Source organism: Pseudoalteromonas sp. NBT06-2 (assembly GCF_002276045.1).
Lineage (GTDB): Bacteria > Pseudomonadota > Gammaproteobacteria > Enterobacterales > Alteromonadaceae > Pseudoalteromonas.
Genome location: NZ_NQMR01000254.1, coordinates 1 through 4,731 on the forward strand (window position 1 = coordinate 1; position 4,731 = coordinate 4,731).

Below are 4,731 nucleotides of genomic sequence, written 5' to 3' on the forward strand. Positions count from 1 at the left end.
ATTATTCTACAGCCTCAACGCCCAACTAACCGGTGAGGTTTGCTGGCACGTTGTTTTGCGTGTTTTTGCAAAACGCGTGACCGTATACCGAATCCGCGTTTAGTTGCTTGTTATGCATTTATTCAAGTAAATAGAAATATGCAAAATCCCACGACTCAGGTCTAATCGTGCATTCATTGAAGTATGCAATTCGAACCTTTTTTCCTGTTGACTTTGCAAGTAAAGCCATAGATAAAACTGAATTATGCAGAGGATGATCTGTCGAGATTACAACTCGACTTTGACCGGTATTACACCCCTTAGGTTGACCTTCCACATAAATGGCTAAGAGCCCTTTTGCATCGACAGAGTAAGAGCCATATGAATGGGGAAAGGCAACCACTTGCTTAACAATCCCTACATGATTTAGTACATCTGCTGAATATGATTTAACAGTGAAAAGAACCATTAAGATAACAATGAAATTTTTGAACAATTGAACCCCCTTTAAAATGCATAACGCTGCGAGTTGCGGGGAAGTTGGGTGGTAGCTGCTTTGCGGCCCCATGCAAAGCGGATGACGCACAATTTGCTCCGTAACCTTGCCTTGTTAAGGCCGGGACTCATACGAACAGCGTTATTAGTAATGCGATCAATGACACCCAGCCTAAAATTTTTATTATACGAAGCCAAGGCTGAACTATGCCGAAGATCAGAATTAACAGTCCCGCACCCCACGCTAATGCTACTGGGCTAACTTCGCCACTTTCGATAGGAACGATACTGGGATATATCATCCCGTATATCAAGAGCCCCAGGATGAGCGCCAAAGTCGCTTGGAGAAGTGTAGAAATCTTGAGTTTCAATTCATCGCCTCATCGGAGCCTTAACGCCCGTTTAATGGGCAAATAATAGTTGGTTAAAATAGCGACGCAGGAGCAAAACCAACTGTTATTTGTCCTGTTAAAACGCTTGTTAGCTTACAGCTCACTAATCATATTTATACCAACAAAACTCATTGAGCCTTGTAACTTTAAATTTTCTCCAACTTTATAGTTGAAGAAAAAACTTTCTGAAACACACTCTGCCATTGTTGGTTGCTCTCTAGTTTCGATATAAAAAGAAACACGATATGTACACTCGCCTTTAGTTGTATATTTATCATGTTTTTTTTCGGCTATTTTTACATTTAGTGTACTGTTAGCTGGAGACAATTCATAAGCGATCCATCCTAGGGTACGAACCAAACAGAACCCTAACAAAGCCGCAATCCCAGACCAACAAAGAACTCTAAATAGTCCTCCCCAAACTAAACCTCCGTAGAATTTCAATTTTGTATTAGGTTGAGGTGGGTATAAATACCTGCTCTTTACTTGACAGTAAAGCCAACGAATACATAAACATAATGATAATAAAACGAAAATTAAGGTTGCACCAAACCAAAACTCACCATTAGGTATGAAGATTCTATTTAGGTTGAAAGCTCTATATATTGAAAATGATATTACTAAAATAGTGAAATATATAATCAAAGTTTGAATTTTTTGTTTACCGGTTGAGCCTTTTTTAAAGAGTATTTCCAACACCAAGCCTCTTATGTAAGCTAACGCCCTCGTTAATGGGCAAAATTTAGTTGGCTAAAATTGTTGAGGCACGAAACACAGCCAACTGTATTTTGTCCAGATTAAACAGCTTGTTATATGGCTGTTTTACCATGAAACTTTACGTATAATTCTTGTAATTTAGGAGGTACAAGTGGCCAACCGATTTCTTTAGTTGATTTACTTGCCCGCCAAAACAAATGCTCTACATAATAGACATCAATAAATTCAAATTCCTTAGGGTGCGAATCAATTAGCTTTTTATCCACATAAGATAAATATTTTTTTGCCAATTCGATATTACCACTAGCAAATGCATCACACGTTGCGTCAGCAAATGCTTCCATTTTTGACGTTGTCATACATTCATCTTGCTCATCCATAAGGGGTTTTATCTCAGGAAAGGTGCAACAAATTTCATTAAAAAAATTTTGCACCACGTCATCATCATTCATTGCTATCACCTAAAGCCATATAACGCTTCAAGAACCGGCGCCGCTTGCGGCGTCCGTGTTGCTTGATTTGTTAGAGCTTTGTTGCTCAATTCTTTCCAATACTTTATCTGCAAGAGCTTCTTCACTTGGACCGTTAAATATGCTCATGAGCCCAAATACAATAGTAAAGATAAGACCAATTACAGCTAAAGGAACAGACCACTTATTAGTCTGATGAGATCTTTGATATTCGCCACTCCTAACAGATAACACTGTACTAAGCTCATCAATGAAATAGTTTGCCCCTTCAGAATTGCCATTACTTTCTATTGCATCTCTCAAGCCCTTCAAAAGTCTTCTTTCTTCAGATGGAAGGCTGTCAAAGGGTTTAACTTGCCTTTCAGATTCGATTAGTTCTTTTAGCTTGCCAATATGATCTTTGTTTGAGCTATCTGCTTGCAGCTTATGAACAAAAAAATCTTCCAACAAATGAGATATTGCAATATTGGTTTCAAATTCTCTTTCTACAGAAGACTTAATGTATTTAAGAAATTCAAGGTCAATGTCTCCACCACCTTCGACATGAGAATCTAAAAGTTTAAAAAGCTTATCCTTTGCTTTCTCTTCACGCCTTTCCGGTTTAATGATCGAAGAAGATAGGATGTTCGCTAGAATAGCCGTTGCCCCAGCAACAGCACCGATTGTAATGGTAGAACTCTTAAGAACTTCTGATATCACATCAATCGACAATTTATACTCCTTATTTGAGAAGCTCTAACGCCTCGCTAACGGGCGCAAAATTGTTGGCTATAATTAGTGAAGAATGAACGCAAGCCAACTGTTTTGCGTCCATTTTAAGCGACTTATTATAAATCGATTACTCCAAGCCAACTTTCATTAGTTTTCCATTTTTGAATATTACTCTAAGTCCATGTTCAACATCGAAGGTACATTCAAATTCTAAATGTGTTTCACCGCCTTCCTCTTCAGGAAATATAAACACACCAGGGTCAGTTACATGATTCCAAACCTGTTCTGGCTCATGAATTTTAGGCATTAGCTCTTCAGCGCATTCCTCAAGACCAAGGTAGTAATCAGGTAAAACTGAAATGTAATAATCAAACACAGCCTTTTCTATAATTGGGAACAAATCTGCAATATTATTATGAAGCCAATTAATAGACTCTTTATGTGATCGTTCTACAACGCCAGTTCTAGATAGGCCTAGCGTGAATAAAACATTTTCACCAAGAATAGGGAAAATGACCTCACCTTCAAGATCATTTCCAATCTTTTCTAATTGGTCGATAATATTATCGGCTACGTCCATAGTTACCTAGATTTATAACGCCGCCAACAGCGGCCGAGCGAAGCGAGGTCCAGCCCCGAAGGGGTGATGCTGATTGGCTTTGTTAACTGTTTGGCCATAATAGATTCTCTACTTGATCATATTTCTCTGCGACTTTAAGAAATGGCTCTGCCCACCCACTACTTAAACTGACCTCTTGTAGGGGGCCAGTTGGCGCAAACAGAACACTAACCTCAACTCGTTCTGGTAATGTATATGACTTTACCATATTCAATAATTTTGTAATTTCTTTGGTTGCCTGATCTGAATCTTCCCAGTAAGACCAACAAAAGTCATTATCTGGAATTTTCACCAGCTCAATCACCGACTCTAATATATGAACCAAAGCCTCGTAAGGCTCTGACTCATCGATTTTTCCGTGTATTAATTCTTTAGTTCGTTCTAATTTCATAGAGACAGTTAACGAGCCTGTAGAATTTCTCTTTTAGAAAAAACAGACCAAAAAATTATTAAAAATTAAGCTTCAAAACGCATTGCTACGTGAATTCTGAGGCAATATTCTACTAAAACATTACTTTTACGGACGCACAGCACATAAATTTCATTCGTCAATTTACACTTTTTATAAATTCTACAGCCTCAACGCCCCAACCAGCGGAAAATACGAGCGTAGCGAATATTTTTCCGTTGCGTTGGTTTGTTATATTTTGTTTAGCGCATCATTTTATGGTTTAAGAGTCTCTTGGAGGAAAGTTCAGGTAGAGCCTGATATTTTTCTACTTCCTCTATATTTGCTGTAGTCAACTGATATGCACCTGCTGATACGCCATTTGACCACGTTTCCATACGATCATGACTTTCATAATACCTCAAATAATATGTTTCACCAGCTTTAACATTTAAGTTAACGGAATCTCGAACCAGCTCTGTAGCTACAAAAAATGTGCTGAGTCTAATATTAAAATTATATGTTCCGGGCTCTAAGGAAAAGTATGAATAGCCATTATGGGTGAAACGGAAGATCTGCTTTTCATCCAAGAATAAAAAGTTTGCTTCGTTTGCGCCATAGGCATCATCCTTAGGGTGATATACGTAAACGATTGCTTTACCCTGTTCAGGTTCTTCGAGTTCAACAAACTTGTCCCCCATGGCAACACAACCAATAAGGTTAATAACTAATATTAATAAAATTAAGTTTCTCAAATAGGTCATTTCATCCTCAAAATATAACATTTGTATAAACGGCGCGCACACTTATCAGGTTAGACCTCTTAATATGAATTCATAATAAGGCCTCAAAAATAAGAGACTTAGAAAAAAATAATGACAAAAACGGAGGTGACAAAGTGTGCGCGCACGCTTTTCTGGTTAGACCTCCATGTAAAAAGCAGTGTTTAATGCTTTATAA

At 38.0% G+C, this 4,731-nt stretch carries 7 protein-coding genes; all 7 read right to left on the reverse strand.

What is annotated here, in order from left to right; translation table 11 throughout:
- Positions 1–118: 118 nt before the first annotated feature.
- The 7 genes from CJF42_RS24875 to CJF42_RS24910 all read right to left on the reverse strand — a co-directional run bounded on the left by CJF42_RS24875 (position 119) and on the right by CJF42_RS24910 (position 4,526).
- On the reverse strand, positions 119–475 hold the full coding sequence (locus CJF42_RS24875; protein WP_141235667.1) for a hypothetical protein: 357 nt from the start codon (positions 473–475) through the stop codon (positions 119–121).
- 484 nt (positions 476–959) lie between these two features.
- Positions 960–1,562: a hypothetical protein gene (locus tag CJF42_RS24885; RefSeq protein ID WP_141235668.1), complete on the reverse strand. Its 603-nt coding sequence runs from the start codon at positions 1,560–1,562 to the stop codon at positions 960–962.
- Positions 1,563–1,675: 113 nt separating this feature from the next.
- On the reverse strand, positions 1,676–2,035 hold the full coding sequence (locus tag CJF42_RS24890; RefSeq protein WP_095369203.1) for a DUF7674 family protein: 360 nt from the start codon (positions 2,033–2,035) through the stop codon (positions 1,676–1,678).
- A gap of 27 nt (positions 2,036–2,062) precedes the next feature.
- Positions 2,063–2,764, reverse strand: coding sequence for a hypothetical protein (locus CJF42_RS24895; protein WP_095369204.1), 702 nt, complete (start codon positions 2,762–2,764; stop codon positions 2,063–2,065).
- Between the two features lie 127 nt (positions 2,765–2,891).
- Entirely contained in the window at positions 2,892–3,344 is a 453-nt protein-coding gene (locus tag CJF42_RS24900; protein WP_095369205.1) for a DUF6985 domain-containing protein, read from the reverse strand.
- 82 nt (positions 3,345–3,426) lie between these two features.
- Positions 3,427–3,774 carry a hypothetical protein gene (locus CJF42_RS24905; protein WP_095369206.1) on the reverse strand — a complete coding sequence of 116 codons (348 nt, stop codon included), beginning with the start codon at positions 3,772–3,774 and terminating at the stop codon, positions 3,427–3,429.
- A gap of 260 nt (positions 3,775–4,034) precedes the next feature.
- On the reverse strand, positions 4,035–4,526 hold the full coding sequence (locus CJF42_RS24910) for a DUF2846 domain-containing protein (RefSeq protein WP_170940763.1): 492 nt from the start codon (positions 4,524–4,526) through the stop codon (positions 4,035–4,037).
- Positions 4,527–4,731: the final 205 nt, after the last annotated feature.

Excerpts from the sequence above, each read along its gene's own strand:
- CJF42_RS24890 (WP_095369203.1), bottom strand. The coding sequence starts at position 2,035 with ATGAATGATGATGACGTGGTGCAAAATTTTTTTAATGAAATTTGTTGC.
- CJF42_RS24900 (WP_095369205.1), bottom strand. The coding sequence starts at position 3,344 with ATGGACGTAGCCGATAATATTATCGACCAATTAGAAAAGATTGGAAAT.
- CJF42_RS24905 (WP_095369206.1), bottom strand. The coding sequence starts at position 3,774 with ATGAAATTAGAACGAACTAAAGAATTAATACACGGAAAAATCGATGAG.